This is a genomic window from Pseudomonas sp. Tof1 (assembly GCF_055390395.1).
In genome coordinates this window covers 4,437,950-4,458,975 of record NZ_AP024344.1, presented here as the reverse complement: position 1 = coordinate 4,458,975, position 21,026 = coordinate 4,437,950, and the positions used below count along the sequence as shown (strand labels likewise).

The window sequence follows — 21,026 nt, the reverse complement described above, 5'->3', positions numbered from 1 at the left end:
CATGTTTGCAGGCGGTCGCACCCCTGTAGAATCGCCCTACAAAAACAACGATCATCAGACACTCATCATGCGAACCCTGCCGCCTTTGAACATGCTCAAGGTCTTCGAGGAAGTTGCCCGCCATCGCAGCTTCAATCGTGCCGCTGATGCGCTGAATGTCACCCAGGGCGCCGTCAGTCGGCAGATCAAGCAGTTGGAGGATTACCTGGGCGTTGTGCTGTTCGTCCGGGGCCCGCGTGGCTTAACCCTGACCGAGGCCGGCAACACCCTGGCCCCGCTCCTGGGCGAGGCGTTCGACCGCATCGAGCGGGGTTTGGAAGCGGTGCGCGTGCCCAACCTGCGCCAGCGTTTGCGCATCCTCGCCCCGCCGACCTGGGCCACCCGTTGGCTGTCGCCACGCCTGCGCGGCTTCATGCAGCGCTACCCGGACATGAGCCTCAGCGTCACCAGCCAGCGTGATGACGAACATCCCGGCGAGCTCGACTGCCGCATCCTGTTCAGCCGCGAAGCAGAGGGCTTCGCCAATCGCCGCCTGCTGGTGATGGAGCGGCACATGGCTGTGGCCAGCCCCGAGCTGTTTCTGGACGGGCGCGAGCCTTGCCTGCGCGATCACCCCCTGTTGCATATCCTCCACGAAGGACGCCGTCTGCACGTGTGGGAGAACTGGCTGGCGGCCACCGGCCGCAGCGATGTCGATGCCGACAGCGGTATCGAGTTCGGCACCCTGGACCAGGTGATCCATACCGCCTTGGCAGGGGGTGGGCTGGCGGTGATCGACCGCCAGATGATTGAGCGCGAACTGGCCAGCGGCAGCCTGCTGCCGATCACCCCGGTTGAGGTGATCGGGCCTTATGGCTACTGGCTGGAGGTGCCAGGCGACAAGCGCGGGTTATCCAAGGTGGAGCGGTTTGCAGATTGGCTGGCGGCTGTGAGCAACCCTTGAGTCCTCGGGACAAGTCGTAGCGGCAAGCTGTCCCACCGGCTGGCAGCACTACCCCTGTGGCAGTGGGCTTTTTCCATGATGGGGCTGCGCAGCAGCCTGCTTATCCCCACGGCATGCATCGGCCAGCGACAGGCTCTTGGTCTCCGGCGCCCAGGCCATCGACACCAGAGCGCCGAACAGCAGAATCCCGGCGAGGATCGCCATGGTCGGATTCAGGCCGATGCCTGCCACGCTCACCGGTAGCAGGAAGGTACTGATCGCCGACCCCAGCCGGCTGGCCGCCGTCGCCAGGCCGATACCACTGGCGCGCACTTCGGTGGGGAAGCTCTCGGCCGGATACACTCCGACCAGGTTGCTCACGGCCGACAGCACCAGGGTGAACAGCCCGAACAGCGCCACCATCGCCCAGGCCAGGCTGCTGGGCATCAACACCAGCAGGAACAGCGCCGCCGCCAGGATCAGGAAACTGTTGATCAAGAAGCCCCGGCGGCTGAACTTGATGGTGCACCAGATTCCCAACAGCGCGCCGACGATCAGGAGGGCATTGAGCATCATCTCGGTGCCGAAGCCTTCAGCCAACCCCATCTTCTGCAGGATCGCCGGCAGGAAGGTGTAGATGGCGAAGTAGGGCATGACGATGCAGATAAAGAACAGGCAGTTGAATGCCGTGCGCTTACGGTACTCACGGCTCAACAGGGTGCCAAAGCCTGTATGGCTGGGCTGGGCCACCTCATCGTCGAGTATCACGTGGGCGCCCAGGTGCTTGCGCACGATGGCTCGCGCTTCTTCGACCCGGCCCTGGTGCATCAGCCAGCGTGGCGACTCGGGTGTGCCGATACGGGCAATGAGGATCATCGCCGCCGGAATGGCCGAGGATGCCAGCATCCAGCGCCAGGCATCGTCGCCCAAGGGGAGCAGGGCAGTGCCGACAAAGGTGGCGGCGACATAACCGAAGGTCCAGATCACGCTGAACGAGCCCAGCAGTACGCCGCGGTGCTTGCGCGGCGAGAACTCGGCGAGCATGGCGTGACCGACGCTGAAGTCGCCGCCCAGCCCGATCCCGATCAGCACCCGGCAGAGGAACAGCTGCATCGCGCTTTCGACGAAGAACTGCATCACCGAGGCCAGGGTTATGAGCACGAAGCTGATCAGGAATATCTTCTGGCGCCCCAAACGGTCGGAGATCCAGCCGAAAAACAGGCTGCCCAAAAACAGCCCGAGCAGCGCCGAGGCGCCGATGAGCCCTTGCCAGAAGGGGGTCAGTTGCATCTGCGGATTGATCAGGGTGAAGGCGATGCCGATCAGGCCGAGGATGTAACCGTCGGTGAAATGTGCGCCGAAGGTCAGGCCGGCGATCTTGATATGAAAGGGTCCGATCGCCAGGTCGTCGATCTTCACTGTCTGTCCCGTCATGTTGACACCTCGTTGTTATTGTTTGGGTCAGGGAAAAGGTTGATCCCTGTGGGAGCGGGTTTGCCGGGGGGCAGAGCCGCCCCGAACACCGATCGGGCCGTTGTCCGGGGCCGCCGTTGCCCTCTTGGCGGGTCACTCGCTCCCACGGAGGGATGGCGTTGCGCGAAATCTCAGCGGTTCAATCCACCCATGAGCACGTACTTGATCTCCAGATAATCTTCCAGGCCATACCGGGAACCTTCACGGCCCATGCCCGATTCCTTGATGCCACCAAAAGGCGCCACCTCGGTGGAGATAATCCCTTCGTTGACCCCGACGATTCCGGCCTCCAGGCCCTCGGTCATGCGCCAGACAAGGCCGATGTCGCGGCTGTAGAAGTACGCCGACAGGCCATAGGGGGTGTCGTTGGCCAGACGCAGGACTTGGGCTTCATCCTGGAAGCGAAAGCACGCCGCCACCGGACCGAAAGTCTCCTCGCTGGCGATCAGCATGTCCGGTGTGGCCTCGGTCAACACCGTCGGCTCGTAGAAGGTGCCGCCCAACGAATGCCGACGACCACCGCAGAGCAGGCGCGCGCCTTGCTCCAGGGCATCGCCTACGTGCTGCTCGACCTTGGCCAGCGCTGCGCTGTTGATCAGTGGGCCTTGCTCGGTCTCACCCTGCAGTGCATCCCCGACGCGCAGGGCTTGCACGGCCTCGGCGAGCTTGCGGGTGAAGACGTCGTACACGCCGTCCTGAATGTAGAAACGGTTGACGCACACGCAGGTCTGCCCGGTGTTGCGGAACTTCGAGGCCATGGCCCCGCGCACGGCGGCGTCCAGATCGGCGTCGTCGAAGACGATGAACGGCGCGTTGCCACCCAGTTCCAGCGAGACCTTTTTCAGGGTGTCGGCGGCCTGGCGCATCAGTAGCTTGCCGGTGTGGGTGGAGCCGGTGAACGACAGCTTGCGCACCACCGCCGAGGCCTGCAGTGCACCGCCGATGGCCGGTGCATCGCCGGAGACGATGTTGAACACACCCGCTGGCACACCGGCCTGCTCGGCCAGTAGCGCCAGGGCGAAGGCTGACAGTGGGGTTTCCTCGGAGGGTTTGAGGATCAGTGTGCAGCCGGCTGCCAGGGCCGGACCGACCTTGCGTGTGACCATCGCCAGAGGGAAGTTCCACGGCGTGATCGCTGCCACCACCCCGATCGGCTCCTTGGTGACCAGCACCCGGGCATCGGCCTTGGGCGTGGGAATGACGTCGCCGTATACGCGTCGGCCTTCCTCGGCGAACCACTCCAGAAAGCTTGCCGCGTAGGCCACTTCGCCCTTGGCTTCGGCCAGCGGCTTGCCTTGCTCACGGCTGAGCAGCGTGGCGAGGGCGTCGCGCTGCTCAAGCATCAGTTCGGACCAGCGGCGCAGGACCTGCGCCCTTTCCTTGGCCAGCTTGCCGCGCCAGGCAGGCAGGGCGCGATCGGCGGCGGCGATGGCCGCGACGGTTTCCTCGGTGCCGCCGCGTGGCACCTGCGCGAGTGTCTCGCCCGTGGCCGGGTTGTATACCGGGTAGGTGGCGCCACCGGTCAGCCATTGACCGTCGATGTAGTGACCCGCTTTGAGCAGCGTACTCATGCCACGGCCTCCTGAATCGCAAAGTCGCCACGCGGCGGCCGGCCGACCCGCAGGATGCGTTTACCGGCGGTGTAGTCATTGATCAGGTCGCAGGGCGTATAGTTGCGTTCCAGCTCGTACAGATCCTCTTCGTCAAGGCGCATCTCCAGCGCCGCCAGGGCGCTGTCGAACTGCGCGGTGGAGTCGGCGCCGACCAGCATGCTGTCCACGCCTGGGTGTTGCAGGACCCAGGCCTGGGCCACCTGCGCGTTGGACACGCCGTGGCGCTGGGCCACGCGCTGCACCGAGCGGGCGATGTCGAACGAGGTTTCGTCGCTGTACATCTGCTGGGTGAAGAAGTCGGTCTGGTTGCGAGTTGACTGCGCATCACCCGTTAGCAGGCCGCGGGCCAGCGGGCTGAACACGGAAACGCCCAGACCCTGGTCGCGGCAGAACGGGATCATCTCGCGTTCTTCTTCACGGTAGGCGCAGTTGAGCTGCAACTGCATGTTGATGGGCTTGGTCCAGCCGTTGCGCTCGCAGGCCAGGAGGATTTTCGCCAACTGTCCGGTGAGCATGGTCGAGACTCCGATGTAGCGGGCCTTGCCGGCGCGAACGATGTCGTTGAGTGCTTGCATGGTTTCTTCGACCGGTGTGTTCACGTCGAAGAAGTGCAACATGTAGATGTCGAAGTAATCCATCCCGGCGCGCTGCAGCGAGGCGTCGATGCCCTCGAATATGTGCTTGCGCGAGTGGCCGCTGGCGTTGATGCCGCTGCGGGTGCCGTAGCCGACCTTGGTGGTGACCACTACGTCGTCGCGCCGTACCAGGCGCTTGAGGATGCGTCCAACCACTTCCTCGCCAACGCCGGCGGAGTAGAAATCGGCCAGATCGATGAAGTTGACCCCCTGGTCCAGCGCGTAGCGCACGATCGGCTCGCTGGCCGCCTCGTCGAAGATCCATGGCTTCCACTGGGGCGTGCCCATGTTCATGGTGCCGAGGCACAGCTTTGAAACCTGCAGGCCAGAGTTGCCCAAACGGATGTATTTCATGGCGCGACCTCAGGCTTTGGGGGTGTAGAAAGGGTTGGCGATCTGGTTGACCACGTCGGCCAGTTGCGAGCGTGCCGGCAGCCCCTGGAGGGCGGCGCGGATCGCGGTGCGGCAGGCGTTGTAGTTATTCAGGTACACGGCATCAAGGTCATCGCAGGCCGGGTTGACCCAGTTGGCGGTGACGATGGCCCATTCGTCTTCGGCTTCGGCCGGCAGCGTGCCCTCGAGCAGGGCTTCGGTGATGGCTTTGGCGATACCGGCCTGGGACGCGCCCCAGGTGGCGTTGGCGTGCAGGTCTCCGTCGATTACAGCCTTGTTGACGTAGAGCGTCATGGGTTTGACCGGAATGTTCGGCTGGGCGATGACCATGAACGGGCAATGGCCCTGGCTGGGGGACGCCAGGCTGTTGGCGAAGGCCTGGCCGGCCGGGCCGTTGCGCGGTCCCATCATGATGTTGATATGCGCGGCATTGACGCCGGGACCTTCGAAACCTTCGCCGATGTACAGGGCAAGTTGCTTCATGACAAAACCTCGATCACTCACGGGATGAACGAAGCCTCGGCGGCGCTTGCCGCGCGAGGCCCGAAATCAGGTGCTCGACACGCAACAAGGGCGAACGGGGCCTGCAATGCAGGCAGGGCGCGATGCTCTTTGTTGTTGTTGGGCGAGCGGTGCTGGCGGTGGCCAGTCGCGAGGATTTTTATCAGACGGGTAACAGCGGGGAGTATCTAGAAGTAATCACAGGGGTATGAGGGCAGGTAATAACCCTGATTGCGTTGTCGCGACTGGAGCCCAGCACAATGCGATGTGTGCTGCGCGCGAAAACCCCCAACGCTGCTCACCGTAGGGGGGACGGACATCGCCCCATTGGGTAAGGAAATCCTTATGGATGAAGGTTCTGGTCTCGGCAATGCACTGGCGCAGGCACCAAAGCACCCGAAATTCAAACCGCAAAAGCGACCAGCAGCCGGTACGAGCGAACAGCAGCAGAGTAGGGTACGCATGCAGCTCATAGAAGCGCGACATGCACAACGCAATCGCCTCCTCAAGCAAGCCGCAATACCCCACGACGTACTCCCCCCGACACTTGATTGAAACCCACGTGCGGTTCGTCCTCCGGCGAGCTCAGCGTTCCCGTACAGACAATCGTGAACTGCCGTTGGAACCGGTCCAGTCGCAACGCCGAACCGGCTAGGTAGGGGGCATAGGCTTTCATATGTAAATGAAGAGTCTTGTTCTTGTGCATAAAGGGTGAAATATGCTTCTATCATTAGAGTGATCTCAAAATGATATTATTTCGGGCTGAGAGGAGAGTCTGCTGTGAGTGAAACGGAAGTTGCTGTGGAGATTTTGAATTCTCGGTTTGATGACTTGTTTAATTTTGGCAAGGGGATGTATAAGGCATTCGACGAAAATAAAAGAGTAAAAACTTTTCAAGCCTACGAAAGGTATATACTGAATGCGCGTAGCAAACTTTCTAAGGTGAAGTCTTTTTTTGTTTCGGATAAGCCGACAGGCTTTTATGATTATTATGCCCCGTTAGATATTTCTTGCGGGGGGACTTCTCTTGAAGGCCCGGGGTTTTTGCAATGCATAAGTTCGAGTGAACGCGTAGTCGTTATCGGTACTGGTGGGTGTGGTAAATCTATCTTTATGCGTCACATTTTCCTTGATTGTATTAAGGTGGGGCAGTACGTACCGGTTTTCATTGAGCTGAGAGATTTAAATGACTCCCCGCGAACGTTAGAGGAACATATATTTTATGTCCTGGAGAATGGGGGGTTTGATGTAGAGGGTGAAATTGTCTCCAGGTCAATGAAGGCTGGGAAGTTTTGTTTTTTGTTTGATGGTTTTGATGAGCTTGTTGAGGGGCGTCGTCGAGAGGTTGGTGGTTATATCAAGGAGATTTCTTCAAGGTTCTCCGGGTGCCCGGTTATAACTTCCTCGAGGCCGGATGAAATTTTTAAAGGCTGGAATCAGTTCAGTGTTTTTTGTGTTGAGCCCTTGAGTAAGGGGACGGCTGCTTCATTGGTTGATAAATTGCCAGTGGATGAGGAGGTGAAGAGAAGGTTCTTGAAGGAGTTGGATGAAAGACTGTATGAGGAGCATAAGTCATTTTTGTCAAATCCCTTGCTCCTTTCTATTATGCTACTTACATATAATCAGAATGCGGATGTTCCAAGAAAGTTAAGCCTTTTTTATAGTCAGGCGTATGAGGCGCTCTTTCAGAGGCACGATGCTGCCAAAGGGGCGTATTCAAGGGAAAGAGCAACCGATTTAGATATTCTTGATTTCTCCAAGGTGTTTTCGCTGTTCTCGTTGATTACCTATGACAAGCGGCTCTTTAGGATGTCTAGAGTTGATTGTTTGGATTATATTGAGGGAAGTAAGAAGAATCTCGATTTAAAGCTTGATTTTGATCGTAATGATTTTTTGAAAGATCTGTTGGGTTCTACGTGTTTGTTAGTTGAGGATGGGTTGCAGGTTGCTTATTCTCATAGGTCTTTTCAGGAATATTTTGTTTCTCTTTACATCGTTAGAGAGGAGCCTGGCGTGCAGGCTGAGTTGTTGAGTCGTTATTGGGATCCGTCAGGGGATGAAAAAATTGTTGCCTTGTCGTATGAGCAAAACTCTGCGGTGGTCGAAAGAGGTTTGCTAATTCCTTATTTGGAGAAAACTTTCAATGCTCTTGGGGTGGACTCGGAAATTACACCGGCTCATCACTATGAGTACATTTGCCAGACGTATGATTTTATGATGTTAGATAGTAGGGGGATGGCGTTTTTTCATGTCAATGATAAGTCAAGTGGTAATAGGGTTGCTCATGGTATAGTTAGTACGGCAAATAGGATTTGCGGTAGTTGGGATTTTCCACCTCTTGAGGTTTACAAGACGCTCGAGAGTAAAGTTCGTGACGGTTTTGGTTGTCGAGATCGTGATTTTCATATAAAGGTTCGTGATATTAAATTTGACTCGGACGTCTTCAGGCTGCTTCGTGACTCGAACACCCCTTATGGTATTTCTTATCTTAAAGCAGCATTTGAGTTGTACGTTAAGCTCAAGGAGAAGCACTCTGGGCATGCCAAGGGGCTATTTGATTTGCTAGGCGGAAGAAGAGAATTCTGACTTGTGTTGCCGCGACTTGGCTTGGGGCTGTTCAAGGGAAAAATGTTATAACCAAGCCAACTGCGTGCTCAGCTTCCGGTCCGAAATTTACGTGGCAACGCGGTACCGGGTAGGTAGGGGTTGCGAATGAACGGAAACGGCAGTCCCGGTCCTTCAATGTATCTCTCGGACGGTCACGAACGGCTGCTATGGGCCGCTGCCACTCACAAACGACCGTTTTCGGCCAAGAGCGGACGTTTTGGGCTACTCTTCGCTCCGGTAGACGCCTGCATAAGACGCTTCGACCTCAGCAGACCTATTCCTACCGTGTGGCGTAACCCACTTGCAATAGACACGCTCAGTGCGAATCGAGTAGTGTCTCAGATAAATTAGCTTAATCGTTATGCACAATTTGATTCCGGCAAAATGAGTGAAGAAATTAGAAACTGGTATATCTATATTTTGAAGCTTGAACTGAACTCATGGTACGTGGGCACAGCTAAGGGGTTGAGATCAAGGCTGCGAAGCCATGGTAAGAAAAGCCCTTACTCTACATTAAAGAAAAAGGGCGCTTTCAAATATATGGAGAGAGGCCTCACGGGAAAAAGAAAAGCAACTCATTTGCATGCGGCTTTTAGAACGATTGGCGATTGTTTCTGGGTTACAGAGGTTGAAAATACTATCACCGTAGCCATGGGGAGAAAGTATGGCTTCGATAAAGTCAGGGGCGGCTCTATAATTCAGCCTTGGAGTTACGAGTTAAGTAATATTGAGGTGGAGGATCTAATTCGACAATTTAATTGTAGTGATATTAGGTTAAAGTACAAGCTAAACGAAATAAATTTAATTCAAGAAAAGCCATTTGTCTTCCCGCTTACTCGGCGAAGGAATGCATAGCAAGGCATTCAAGTACGCTCGCCGGGAAGCGCTTTCAGTGTACCTCTTAATTTCGTGCTATGCACTACAGGGAATTTTCAATGTCTGAGCAATGTATTAAATTAAAGTGTGAGTTTTGCACGTCTTCAGATATAAGGGCTTTCGTTCAGCATGGCAGTTATTTTTTGCGCTGCATCTCTTGCAGTCAATCACATGTCGCCACAAGCTGGCTTGCGCTCTCTTCAGGAATCACAGAATTATTGCGAGCCACCGTCGTAGGCGAAGACTTTCAAGAAATAGAATTTCTTGCTGAGGGCGTTGGCCCCAACTTCATTTCAAAAGTTTCTAAAGCAGCATATGCAGGCCAGCTTGTAATGCTTACGTCGAGCAGAAAAAATGCATAACATGCCAATCAAGTTCGCGCCTTCGGCGCCGGACGTTGCTACGCAACGCCACTTGTTTCATCGTTATAGGTCGACAGCTGCCGCTCAAGATGCTCCGTTTGCGCTGATCAGATCCGATGCAAACAGCTGGTCAAGTCGAATGCAAATGACCGGTCAGCGGCAATGCAAACGGGTGGTCGAGTGGAGTGCAATTGCCCAATCTGTCGGCTGCTGCTGTGTTTGTGTGCAGAAACAGGCCGTAATCAAGGCAAGACGCTACGTTTCGCGCTCCTCAGTCACTGGCACTGCCCATCAGAATCCATCGCTGCCCGTCAGCGTGAATGTCGAAGGCAAAATCCCACCACACCGGGTAAGCCGGATGACCTTCGGCGAGCCAGAACGAGCTGAGGGTGTCGGCCTGGTCCAGGCGCACACGGCTGAGCAGTGCCTCGGCCAAACGGATGATCTCCAAGCGCTTACCCGGTAGATCCACCGGCCCATAGCCGCCATCTCCCGAGTGCAGCAGGTGCTCCAGTACCTCGCTGCGCACATCAATGGCAGACACGGGTGTCACTCTGCCCACGACACTGTGTTGGCTGACCGAGTGGCATAGCTGCTCCTCGAGTGAGCGATCGGCGTCAAAGGGGCCGTAGATGCCTACCCAGACGGTGTAATTCATCCCCTCCAGCAGATGCTCAAGTCTCTGAATTTCGGGTGCCCGGGTGTCTGCGGTCATTCGCATCGTGGCGACTCCATCCTGCGGCGGGTGAGTGGGTAGTGTGCGGCAAGGCGGACGACAGCGGTAGGGCGTTGCCGCGATGTCGCCCTCAAGCGATTTTACCTGTCGGTCGGCGGCAGGTTTGTGGGGGATGCACAGACTGCCGGCGCTATCGAAAGATGAAAAAAATTTCATCTTCCAAATTTGGAAAATTTCATTGTTCGTATTTAGCAAAAACTATTCCAATTTATGTAGTAGCTCCTGAAGTTTCATCTAATTATCTCATGCTGAACCGCGGCTGAATGGAAATGTTAAAAACTGTTCTTGCGAGAAAATTCGCAGGAAAAGCCCCGTGCCGCCTGATAGAAATATGGCGTTTTGATAACACTCCAAAGCCTGATTAAAACCGGGGGAAGAGGGCTTTGTTCAGCCTTTAATTTAACGGTTGCCCTCAGTCAGAACCCTTGAAGCGTTGTTAAGTATCGAGTCAGTTACGAAGTCAGGCAGGCATGCTGACCTAGGGATTTTTTGTGTCAGGAAGCGCATCAATGGACAGGGCTCCCCATCCCGCTGAAATCACCCAGGGCGACAGCGGCATTGCCTCGCTTGTGGTCATTGCCCAACTTTCGGGTGTGGCGGTCAGCGCTGAACGTCTGCGGCACCTGTCCGGGCTCTCCAAGCCGGTCGACACCCTGACCCTGGTGCGCCTGGCTCGACAGATCGACCTCAAGGCCCGTGCCACCCATACCCAGATCAGTCGCCTCGCACAGACACCGTTGCCAGCGATTGTCGAGATGGGGGATGGCCGCTTTCTGGTGCTGGCCAAATGCGCAAACGAGCAGGTCCTGCTGCACGACGAAGTGCAGCAGCGGACCTTCCAGATCAGCATGAGTGACTTCGAAAAAGTCTGGTCCGGTCGTTTGATCCTCATCACCTCGCGTGCGGTGCTGGCGCAAGGCGGTGGGAAGTTCGACCTGTCGTGGTTCATTCCCTCGATCGTCAAGTACCGCAAGCAGTTTCTGGAAGTGCTGACCGGGTCGTTCTTCCTGCAATTGTTTGGACTGGTCTCACCGCTGTTCATGCAGGTGGTCATCGACAAGGTGCTGGTGCACAAGTCGATGTCGACCCTGGATGTCCTGGTGTTCGGCCTGGTCACCATCTCGGTGTTCGAAGCGTTGCTGGGCGGCCTGCGTACCTACGTCTTCAGCCACACGACCAACCGGGTCGACGTTGAGCTGGGGGCTCGCCTGTTCAACCATCTGCTGGGCCTGCCACTGGCCTACTTCCAGGCCAGGCGTGTGGGCGACAGCGTGGCGCGGGTACGCGAACTGGAAAACATCCGCAACTTCCTCACCGGCAATGCGCTGACGGTGGCGATGGACCTGTTCTTCACCTTGGTGTTCTTCGCGGTGATGCTGACCTATTCGCCGTGGCTGACCCTGATCGTGTTCGTCTCGCTGCCGTGCTACGTCGCCTTGTCGGTGCTGGTGACGCCGGTGCTCAAGGCGCGGCTCGATGAGAAATTCCGTCGCAGCTCGGAAAACCAGTCGTTTCTGGTCGAGTCCGTAACCGGTATCGAAACCCTCAAGTCGATGGCTGTCGAACCTCTGATGCAACGGCGCTGGGAGGAGCAACTGGCGGCCTATGTCTCCAGCGCCTTCAAGGCCTCCAACCTCTCCAGCTCGGCCAACCAGGTGGCCTCCCTGATCAGCAAGCTCACCACGGCGGCATTGCTGTGGTTCGGGGCTCGACTGGTGATCGGGGGCGATCTGTCGGTGGGTGAGCTGATCGCCTTCAACATGCTCTCCGGCCGCGTCAGTGGCCCCATCCTGCGCCTGGCACAACTGTGGCAGGACTTCCAGCAGGTACGGCTGTCCATGGCCCGGCTGGGCGATATTCTGGACAACAAGGCCGAGTCCGGCGCATCTGCCGGGCAAGCCTCGATGCCACCGGTGAAAGGTGAGGTGGTCTTCGACCGCGTGGTGTTTCGCTATCGCGCCGATGGCCCCGAGATCCTGCGTGGCCTCTCGCTGACGGCCCAGGCCGGCAGCGTGATCGGTATCGTTGGTCCCTCCGGCTCAGGCAAAAGCACCCTGACCAAGTTGATACAGCGCCTTTACTCACCTGAGCGCGGACGGGTGCTGATCGATGGCATGGACCTGTCCGTGCTCGATCCTGCGTCACTGCGCCGGCAGATCGGCGTGGTCCTGCAGGAGAACATGCTGTTCAAGGGCACGGTGCGCGACAACATCGCTTTCGCTTCGCCCGGCATGGCCTTCGAGCAGGTGGTCGAAGCTGCGGAGTTGGCCGGCGCTCACGATTTCATCCTGGAACTGCCCCAGGGCTACGACACTGAACTGGGAGAGCGGGGTACAGGCCTGTCCGGTGGGCAACGGCAACGCATCGCAATTGCCCGGGCCCTGGCGACCCAACCGAAGATCCTGATCTTCGATGAGGCCACCTCCGCGCTGGACGCCGAGTCCGAATCCATCATCCACGGCAACATGCACAAGATCTGCAAGGGGCGCACGGTGTTCATCATCGCCCACCGCCTGTCTGCCGTCAGGATCGCTCAGCGCATCATCACCGTCGAGAAGGGCGCCATCGTCGAAGAGGGCAGCCACGAGGAACTGCTCGAACAGAACGGCCGCTATGCCTCGCTGTGGCGCCACCAGACGGGGCATCTCCATGTCGCTGCTTGATCGCTTGTTCCCCCGGTTGCGGCATTACCGCGACATTGCCCGTGCGGCCCTCGAAGCAGAGAAGGCCCAGGGCAGCAGTGTGCAGCGAAGGCGCGATGAGGTCGAATTTCTGCCCGCAGCACTGGAGGTGCTCGAAACCCCCGCATCGCCCATAGGACGTGGCTTGATGTGGATGTTGATGCTGCTGTTCGCGATCGCCCTGATCTGGTCCATCGTCGGCAAGCTGGATGTGGTGGCGGTGGCCGAGGGCAAGGTCGTGCCCAATGGCAACAGCAAGACCATCCAGCCGCTGGAGGCGGGAATCGTCAAGGCGATCATGGTCGACAATGGTCAGCACGTGACCCAGGGCCAGGCGCTGATCGACCTGGACCCGACTGAGGCCACCGCCGATGTCAGCAAGTCCAGAACGGCTCGAATCGACGCGATGCTGGTGATCAATCGTGCCCAGGCCTTGCTGGATACCCAAACGACCAACCGGGCGCCGGTGGTCGAGGCGGTGCAGGATGCGAGCGAAGACCGCCAGCGTGATACCCAGCGCTTTGCCGAAAGTGCCTTCTACGAACAGCGCAGCAAGCTCACGGGCCTGCGTTCGGAACTGCAAAAGCGCCTGCAGGAGCTGCAGACCACTCAGCACAAGATCAGCGGCCTGCAGCAGACCTTGCCCATGACCCGTGCGGAGGAGGAGGACTACAAGACCCTGCTGCAGCAAAGCTATGTGCCACGGCACGCGTACCTGGAAAAGATGCAGGCGCGCATCCAGCAGGAGCAGGAACTGGCCGCGCAGCAGAGCTATGCCAAGGAGCTGCAAGCCACCATCCAGGAACAACGCGACGATATCGATACGGCGATCGCCCAGTTTCGTCGTGAACAACTCGACCTGCTCAATCAGGCGCAACAGCAGTTGGGCCAGGACCAAGGCGATGAAACCAAGTCCCGGCAACGCCAGGGCCAAACCCACCTGACCGCTCCCGTGAGCGGTACCGTCCAGGAGCTGGCGGTGCACACCATCGGTGGGGTGGTGACACCTGCCCAGGCCTTGCTGGTGATCGTTCCGGACGACGTTGGGCTGGAAGTCGATGCGCAGATTCTCAACCGGGACATTGGTTTTGTCCGGCCGGGGCAGGAGGCCGAGATCAAGCTGGACGCCTTTCCGTACACCCACTACGGGACGATCGCCGGCAGGGTCATGTCGATTTCGCAAGACTCGGTGAAGGACGACAAGCTGGGACTAGTTTATCCAGCCCGAATCGAACTCGGTGCGCACCAAATTCTCGCTGACGGCAAGAGCATTCCGTTGGAGCCGGGGATGACCAGTTCGGTGGAGATCAAGACCGAGCAACGGCGGATTATCGAATACCTGCTGACACCGCTGTTGAGGTACGAAAGCGAGGCACTGAGAGAACGATAAAACTCATTCTATCTGACGGTTCCTCAGAGTGAGTTTTTTTATTAATGGGGGTTTTGCTTTTAAACTTTTCCGGGAAGAGATGGGGGGTTTAAGAGCGGTATAGGAGATGAAGTAGTGATAAAGCCAGCGCCGTCCCTGAGCAGCAATGAGGATGAGTTTTTTTATGGTGCGCATGAAGGTCGTCTAATGAAAGTCATGAGGCGGCCTGCAGGCTCTCTGCGAGGCTGCTGGAAAGCGCTATTGATCTTGGCAGTTTTCACTTCTCATGAGGCCTGCGCTGATTCTTCCCCAGGTGACAATAATCCTCTGTGGGTGACGAGCGTTTGCAGTAAATTTGATTTTTCTGCATGGGATAAAATAAGTGCGCATCCCCCCTATCGTCTAAAGTATGTCGTTAAGCGTACTCTCTATACATATACTGCGGAGAAGTTCTCTGATAATTCGGGGTCTTCACCCAAGGCGAAATTTCCAGACGATTTTGTTGACGGTTCTGGTCGGCCTGCGCATTTAACGAGTTCATGTGCTGTTGGAAAAATGACCTATGAGATTTACGTTGATGGTACTCGACTGGAGGCCGGCGAGATCAATGTTGGATTAAAGGTTGATAACTGATTAATTCTTATAGGTGCAAGGAGTGTAGCATGGCAAATAGCATGTCGGGCTTGAACGCTAATCAACTGGACGTAGCCAATCAAATTATAGCTGCGGGTATCCAGGCCGGAGAGCCAGCAATTGTCATCCAGTCGGCCGTTCTGATTGCATTTTCAGAGTCATCGCTTGGTGAGCATATGCACACGGATGGTCACTCTGCTACGGGGCTTTTTCAGTTTCAGCCACCCTCATGGGAACCACTTTGGAATAATTTTGTAATTGCCAATCCTGATAATCCTTTGTCAAGCCTATCGGCGGAACAGGCCATAAATGAATCCGATGCACAAATTCAGATTATGTATAAGAATCTGAATAAGTGGTATGCCGGATACGATGAAGGGAGCTTGGCTAGAAACTATCTGCCGGGTCACGATTTATACACGAGTGTGACAGTTCCTTTGCAGAATTCCGGTATCGATATTTTAACGAATTTTCTCGATTACTCATACCTGCGTCACAATACGACTGTTGATCAAACGACCAAAATTATAAATGCTGATTATACGCCAGAAAATCTCGGGATTTCTTCCCAGATGATCTCGTCGCAGATGCAGGGTTCTTCGGCTGGGCAGGAAAATTCATCAGTGAGTGAAGATGGTCTAACGGTGACCACAAGTATCAAGGATGATAACGGTACTGTAATTGGTCAAGATATACAGACGTACACAGACGCTGATCGGGATACGTTATTATCTGAAGTCGTAACGGAGAAGAGCAATGTGGGTGGTACGGCAGCCACGACTACGACCACGATCAGTTATAACCCCGACGGTAGCTCTTGCACGTTTGATAGCACAGTCACAGACAGCAATACTGGCTCGGTGCTGAACTCCACTTCGGGTACTCAAGATAGCAATGGTTCTGTTAGTGAGAATGTGGCAGGAAATAATGCCAACGTTAATCTTTCTGGCGCAAATTTATCGATCGCCGATGACACATCAGCCAATGTCAATGGCTCTCATAACGACATAACCGCCGGCTCAGACTCGAAAGTCAGTCTGTCAAACGATTCGGATTGGGATGTCCTGACCATGATGAAAAACGGCGAGGTGATCCTCGCTAGTGCAGACGACGATATTGAAGTTCACGCCACTGGTGGCTCTGTGGCCATGGGAACAGGCAACGGTGTTGCCATTGATGGCGACAACGTCAAGATCATCGGTGGTGATAACAACCAAGTCACCACCCAGGGTGCCGATGAAGATGTCACGTTGGGCAATGGGAGCACCCTGAAAGTCGAGAGTGGTTCTGCAACGGCAAACCTCAGCGACAGTTCTGTTGATGTTGCGCAAGGGGCCAAGGCCACTATCGCCGGTAGCGAAGACTCAGTCGGGGCCGGTGCGAACGATACGATTACACTGGCATCAGGATCAGACAATGATGTGCTCTCCTTGGCCGGAGCTGGCACAGTCAATATTGCTGACAGCGATATCGGGGAAGCCATTAGCGCAAGCGGCAGTACCTTTTCATTGGGGCAGGGGGTCAGTGCTACCATCAGCGGTAGTGCCGATTACTTCGCAGGGAGCAACGACACTTTAACCCTGCTGGGCTCAGGCGATTTGATCACAGGCGCTGGCAATACCATCAACGCCAGTAACGCTAGCCTGACTCTCTCTACGGGAACCGGTGTAGCGAGCGATGTGCTCATCGGAGACAACAACTCCATTTCGGCCAACGGCAGTGTGCTGACCCTGGATGGTTCCGGTGAGTCCATCATTGGGGGCAGCAATACCCTGGAGTTTTCTGGCAGCAACGAATCCGTGTCAGGAAACTTCGATACCATCCACCTGGATGATGGTGGCTCTGCCACGCTGAACACCTACGGGGCTTCGATCACCTTGGGCGATGGTGTGACCCTGATCAGTGATGGCGACGGTTCCAACACCATCACTGCCACCGCTGACGACAAGCTCACCATCGGCAACGACTCCTACTACACCGACACGCTGATCGTTTCCAATAACCAGAACATCGCGTTGGACGGTGGTGTTTACCTCAACCTGGTGGGGACGGGCAACGCGCTGACAGGCGCCGGCGGTGACACTATTTCGGGTAGCGGTGATACGTTCACGTTCCTCGGCTCAGGCGACTCGGTGACCGGCTCCGGTGACACGATTGCTGCCATTAACGACTCGCTGTTCATTTCCGGGGGAGCCAGTGGTGCCGCAGACGTTGTGATCGGTGACAACAACTCCATTTCGGCCAACAGCAGTGTGTTGAGCTTGCAGGGATCGGGTGAGTCTGTCACTGGGAGCGGCGACACCGTTGAACTCTCTGGTACCGGCGAGTCTGTCTTTGGCAACTTTGAGACCATCACGCTGGACGACGCTGCATCGGCTGTCTTGCATACCTACGGTGCTTCAATCAGCCTGGGCGCCGGTGCGACACTGACCAGTGATGGTGACGGTTCCAACACCATCACTGCCACCGCTGACGACAAGCTCACCATCGGCAACGACTCCTACTACACCGACACGCTGATCGTTTCCAATAACCAGAACATCGCATTGGACGGTGGTGTTTACCTCAACCTGGTCGGGACGGGCAACGCGCTCACAGGTGCCGGCGGTGACACCATTTCGGGTAGCGGTGATACGTTCACGTTCCTCGGCTCAGGCGACTCGGTGACCGGCTCCGGTGACACGATTGCGGCCATTAACGACTCGCTGTTCATTTCCGGGGGAGCCAGTGGTGCCGCAGACGTTGTGATCGGTGACAACAACTCCATTTCGGCCAACAGCAGTGTGTTGAGCTTGCAGGGATCGGGTGAGTCTGTCACTGGGAGCGGCGACACCGTTGAACTCTCTGGTACCGGCGAGTCTGTCTTTGGCAACTTTGAGACCATCACGCTGGACGACGCTGCATCGGCTGTCTTGCATACCTACGGCGCTTCAATCAGCCTGGGCGCCGGTGCGACACTGACCAGTGATGGTGACGGTTCCAACACCATCACCGCGACCTCTGACGACAAGGTCACCATCGGCTATGACTCTTACTACACCGATACGCTGAACGTTTCCAACAACCAGAACATAACGTTGGACGGCGGCGTCTACGTCAATATTGTCGGGGCAGGAAATACGATCACGGGTGCCGGCGGTGATTCAGTGTACGGCAGCAACGACACATTCACGTTCCTGGGCTCGGGCGATTCAATTTCGGGTGCAGGCGACACCATCAACGCCAGTAATGACAGCCTGAGTATTACGATGGGAGCTGGTGGCGCGAGCGATATTGTCGTGGGGGATAGCAACTCCATTTCGGCCAATAACAGCGTGCTCACCTTGGAGGGATCGGGTGATAACCTATCGGGTAACTACGACTCGTTGAGCATCGGGGAGGGGGATAGCGCGTCTCTCAATACCTACGGGGCGACGGTGACCTTGGGTGCCGGTTCTAGCCTGGTCAGTTCCGGCAGCGGTTTCAACTCCATTTACGCAGCTTCCGATTCCACCGTGCTGTTGAATGCAGTGGCGAACTCGAGTTACTACTTCAACGATACGCTGTACGCCAATGATAACCAGAGCATCACGCTGGGTACCGGCGCCTCGGTCAATGTGGTGGGTAGCGGCAATACCCTGGCAGTGGATGGTGGGGATGTTGTAACAGCCAGCAACGACACGCTGAACATTTTGGGTAGCAACGACTCCATCACCGGTGGTGGTGATGCAATCTCCGCCAGCGGCGACAGCTTGTGGATTTCGAACAATGGCGCTGCAAGTGACGTCGTCACTGGCGACAACGACACCCTGTCGGCCGACCACAGTGCCGTAACCCTTGCGGGTGCTGGTGAGTCGGTCACGGGCACTTTTGACACCTTGTCGCTGACCGGTACGGACGAAACCGTCTCAGGTAACTACAACTCGGTCACTTTCGGTCCTAACACCACGGCATCGGTGACGAGCTACGGCGACACGATCTCCTTGGGAGCAGGCTCGAGCCTGAGCAGCGTTGGTGACGGTTTCAACACGATTTACGCTACCTCGGACGACACGCTGTCTATTGGGGCAACAGTTAACTCTGACTACTACTTCACCAATAAGCTTTACGTGGATGATAACCAGAACATCAGTCTGGCCAGCGGTTCATCCCTCAACGTTGTGGGCAGTGGCAACACCGTCACTGCCAACGGTAGCGACAACATCATCGCCAGTAACGACACGCTGGACCTGGTGGGCGGTGGCGATGCAATCACCGGTGCGGGTGACGCGATCACCGCTAGTGGCGAAAGTTTGTCTATCTCCAATGCCGGTGGTGGTGCCAGCGACGTCATCACGGGTGACGGCAACACGGTGTCGGCCGATAACAGTGCCGTGACCTTGGTGGGCTCGAACGAAACCCTGTCGGCTAGCCATGCCGCTGTATCCATGACTGGCACAAACGAGAATGTGGTCGGTTACTACGATTTCTTCAGCTTCGGAGATGGCAGCTCAGTCAATCTCAATGGCTATGGCCATGGCATTACACTGGGCAGCGATGTCGCGTTGATCAGCGATGGTTGGGGCGACAACACCATCAATGCCAGCACTGGGGATCTTATCCACATTGGGACCACGGGGGGCAGTGAGTACAGCACCGATACTATCAATGCCAAAGGCGACCAAGTCTTTCTCGATACAAGCGCAGCGGTCAACGTCGTAGGCTATGGTAACGACATCACGGCCAGCGGCTCGGACAGTATCTCGGCCAGCGACAATAACATCAGCGTCCTGGGTGATGGGTCTGTTATCACGGGGTCGGGTGACGCGATTTCGGCCAATGGGCAGAGCCTGACCATCAGCAACCGGTATAGCAATGCCACGGATGTTGTCACAGGCAACAACAACGCGATCTCCGCGAACAACAGCAACATCACGCTCGACGGTTCCTCCAATGTGCTGTCCGGTAGCAACAACACCCTTACCGTCAGCTTCGGGAAAGCCGTATCGATCAATGGCTCGGGGAACGTGATACAAGGGTCATCGGATCAGATCACCCTTCTGGGCGATAACAGCACGATGGTCGTCCAGGGCAACAAGGATAATTTCTCCGCGACCGGCATCAATGACCGCATCATCGATGACCGCGCTGATGGCACCTCTGTCGTTTACAACTGGAGCGGCAGCGGTGTTGAAACCGACACCGTCTACTCCGGCGCTGACGGTTCGGGCGACATCATTGGTGGTTACGGCTACACCGGTAGCGGCCCCGGGGAGGACCTGCCGGGCAGCTACGGTGGTGGGGATGAGGGGGGCGGATACGGTTTTGCCGGTACGCAGTCCCTGGTGTCCTCTCGTGTTGGGGCCGACATTGGTTCTATCGCGCAATACGACCTGAGCCACGGTAATTTCTCCGCCGCGCAATCGGCGGAGGCGGCCCAGCACCAGGCAGCCAGCATTGCAGCGTTGACGCCCACCGCAGGCTCCGGCTCTGCCGTCTTGGAAGGCGCCAAGTGGGACCAGCAGGTCATCACCTGGAGCCTGGCGGACAGCCCCGGAACCCAGGCTGCTCCGTTCTCTGGCTACATGGGCAGTGCTGAGGCGTCTGTTGTGCAGGCGGCCTTTGGCGCCTGGGCCAGTGCGATGCCAGGCGTTACGTTCGAAGAGGTGACCGACTCCGCGCAGTCTGATATCCGGATCGGCTTTGGCGATTTCGATAGCGCCAACACCGGTGTGGTTGGCTACACCAGCTATCAGGCCAAAGCCGGCCAGTTGGAGTCGAGCACCATCATTCGAGTTGAAGACACGGCGCAGGACACACTGACCACCGGCGCCGATGGGCAACAGACCTATGCCGGCACCGACGCCACGCTTTCCCAAGTGCTGCTACATGAAATCGGTCACGCCCTGGGCCTGGCGGACAACGCTGACCAGAACTCGGTGATGAACTACCAGCTCACCGCCAGCAACCGTACGTTGGATCAGACCGACTTGGCGGGTATCGGGTCGCTCTATGGCGGCAGCGCCAACACCTCGCCAGTGGGCGGCAGCGGCGTGAGCCAGCTGATTCAGGCGATGTCCACGTTTGGTGCTGACGGTGGGGTGGCTGACACCACGTTGTTGCCGCCTTCGTTGGCAGACCAGAAGGTGACACTGAGCGCGTCTTCTCACGCGGCTTGATTGCCCGACCACGTCCTTCCATCAACCGATCGATACCCCTGACGGCGATCAGCCGCCAGGGGTGTCGCCTGTCAGCGTACGGTGATTT

General features: G+C 56.9%; 12 protein-coding genes. 7 read left to right on the top strand and 5 right to left on the bottom strand.

What is annotated here, in order from left to right:
• Positions 1-67: 67 nt before the first annotated feature.
• Complete coding sequence (locus ACZ5KU_RS19870; RefSeq protein WP_464736101.1) at positions 68-943, top strand: LysR substrate-binding domain-containing protein; 876 nt, start codon at positions 68-70, stop codon at positions 941-943.
• Positions 944-991: 48 nt separating this feature from the next.
• Here the strand turns inward: ACZ5KU_RS19870 and ACZ5KU_RS19865 are convergent, their stop codons facing one another.
• From ACZ5KU_RS19865 to fae, 4 genes are all read right to left on the bottom strand, one after another.
• Complete coding sequence (locus tag ACZ5KU_RS19865; RefSeq protein WP_464736100.1) at positions 992-2,356, bottom strand: MFS transporter; 1,365 nt, start codon at positions 2,354-2,356, stop codon at positions 992-994.
• Positions 2,357-2,526: 170 nt separating this feature from the next.
• A complete protein-coding gene (locus ACZ5KU_RS19860) occupies positions 2,527-3,966 on the bottom strand; it encodes an NAD-dependent succinate-semialdehyde dehydrogenase (protein ID WP_464736099.1) in 1,440 nt (479 codons plus the stop codon).
• Entirely contained in the window at positions 3,963-4,997 is a 1,035-nt protein-coding gene (locus ACZ5KU_RS19855) for an aldo/keto reductase (protein ID WP_464736098.1), read from the bottom strand. The genes ACZ5KU_RS19860 and ACZ5KU_RS19855 overlap by 4 nt, the downstream gene beginning before the upstream one ends.
• Positions 4,998-5,006: 9 nt before the next feature.
• On the bottom strand, positions 5,007-5,519 hold the full coding sequence (fae, locus tag ACZ5KU_RS19850) for a formaldehyde-activating enzyme (protein WP_464736097.1): 513 nt from the start codon (positions 5,517-5,519) through the stop codon (positions 5,007-5,009).
• Between the two features lie 798 nt (positions 5,520-6,317).
• Here fae and ACZ5KU_RS19845 point away from each other — a divergent pair.
• Together ACZ5KU_RS19845 and ACZ5KU_RS19840 are read left to right on the top strand one after the other, a co-directional pair.
• Positions 6,318-8,123 (top strand): NACHT domain-containing protein, encoded by a 1,806-nt coding sequence (locus ACZ5KU_RS19845; protein ID WP_464736096.1) that lies wholly within the window; start codon positions 6,318-6,320, stop codon positions 8,121-8,123.
• A 405-nt stretch (positions 8,124-8,528) separates the two neighbouring features.
• Complete coding sequence (locus tag ACZ5KU_RS19840) at positions 8,529-8,999, top strand: GIY-YIG nuclease family protein (RefSeq protein ID WP_464736095.1); 471 nt, start codon at positions 8,529-8,531, stop codon at positions 8,997-8,999.
• A 654-nt stretch (positions 9,000-9,653) separates the two neighbouring features.
• Here ACZ5KU_RS19840 and ACZ5KU_RS19835 read toward each other — a convergent pair.
• The gene (locus ACZ5KU_RS19835) at positions 9,654-10,097 is read right to left on the bottom strand and encodes a hypothetical protein (RefSeq protein WP_464736094.1); all 444 of its coding nucleotides are present in this window, start codon (positions 10,095-10,097) and stop codon (positions 9,654-9,656) included.
• A 530-nt stretch (positions 10,098-10,627) separates the two neighbouring features.
• Here ACZ5KU_RS19835 and ACZ5KU_RS19830 point away from each other — a divergent pair.
• The 4 genes from ACZ5KU_RS19830 to ACZ5KU_RS19815 all read left to right on the top strand — a co-directional run bounded on the left by ACZ5KU_RS19830 (position 10,628) and on the right by ACZ5KU_RS19815 (position 20,938).
• Positions 10,628-12,781, top strand: a complete 2,154-nt coding sequence (locus ACZ5KU_RS19830) for a type I secretion system permease/ATPase (protein WP_464736093.1) — start codon at positions 10,628-10,630, stop codon at positions 12,779-12,781.
• Positions 12,768-14,189, top strand: coding sequence for an HlyD family type I secretion periplasmic adaptor subunit (locus tag ACZ5KU_RS19825; RefSeq protein ID WP_464736092.1), 1,422 nt, complete (start codon positions 12,768-12,770; stop codon positions 14,187-14,189). The genes ACZ5KU_RS19830 and ACZ5KU_RS19825 overlap by 14 nt, the downstream gene beginning before the upstream one ends.
• A 114-nt stretch (positions 14,190-14,303) precedes the next feature.
• Positions 14,304-14,801, top strand: a complete 498-nt coding sequence (locus ACZ5KU_RS19820; protein ID WP_464736091.1) for a hypothetical protein — start codon at positions 14,304-14,306, stop codon at positions 14,799-14,801.
• Between the two features lie 29 nt (positions 14,802-14,830).
• Positions 14,831-20,938: a beta strand repeat-containing protein gene (locus tag ACZ5KU_RS19815; protein ID WP_464736090.1), complete on the top strand. Its 6,108-nt coding sequence runs from the start codon at positions 14,831-14,833 to the stop codon at positions 20,936-20,938.
• Positions 20,939-21,026: the final 88 nt, after the last annotated feature.